The sequence below is a fragment of the Clostridioides sp. ES-S-0048-02 genome (genome assembly GCF_020658495.1).
In the GTDB taxonomy this organism is placed as follows: domain Bacteria; phylum Bacillota; class Clostridia; order Peptostreptococcales; family Peptostreptococcaceae; genus Clostridioides.
On sequence record NZ_JACVWH010000059.1, the window covers coordinates 1 to 667 of the forward strand.

Below are 667 nucleotides of genomic sequence, written 5' to 3' on the forward strand. Positions count from 1 at the left end.
TATTCCTATAAATTCATTAATTGGATCTGCCATTTTATCACCTCTTTTTATAAAACTCTTCGAGCCGTAGAAAAGTTTTTAGTGTAATAACTACTGCTTGTTTTGCTTATTTTAACTACATCACCTGCTTGTGGGGCATGTAGAAATTCTCCATTACCTATATATAAACCAACATGACTAACTGGATTATGGAAAAACACTAAATCTCCTGCTTGCAAATTACTTTGTTCTACTTTTTTACCAACTTTAGATTGTTGACTAGATGTTCTTGGTAAATTAACACTAACCTTTTTAAAGCAATATACCATAAGTCCAGAACAGTCAAAGTTACTTGGTCCATTACCACCCCATTTGTATGGTTTGCCTAGGTGTTTTTTTGCCTCTGCTATTACTGCTTTTGCTCTTTCTGTCATGTTTCCAGCATAACCACCTATGACTATTTTTCCTTTTCTTCTTCCAAAAGCCATCATATCTTCTACATTTCCAAATAAAATATCTATGTGATAAGTTCCATCTTTGTCTATAATTATGGCAGATCCAACATCATTTACTTTGTAAGTTCCATCTCGATTTGAAACTCCTGTAACTAATTGTATTTCATCACCATATTTTAATAATGGATGTTTATCTAAGAAATCTTTTGTATAGTAAGATTGTTTAAAGGCGC

1 protein-coding gene is annotated in these 667 nt (G+C 32.2%); it reads right to left on the reverse strand.

Annotated elements, in window-relative coordinates:
- Nucleotides 1-47: 47 nt before the first annotated feature.
- Nucleotides 48-667: NlpC/P60 family protein (locus IC173_RS20325; RefSeq protein ID WP_227856208.1), on the reverse strand; the 620-nt coding region annotated here is incomplete at its 5' end.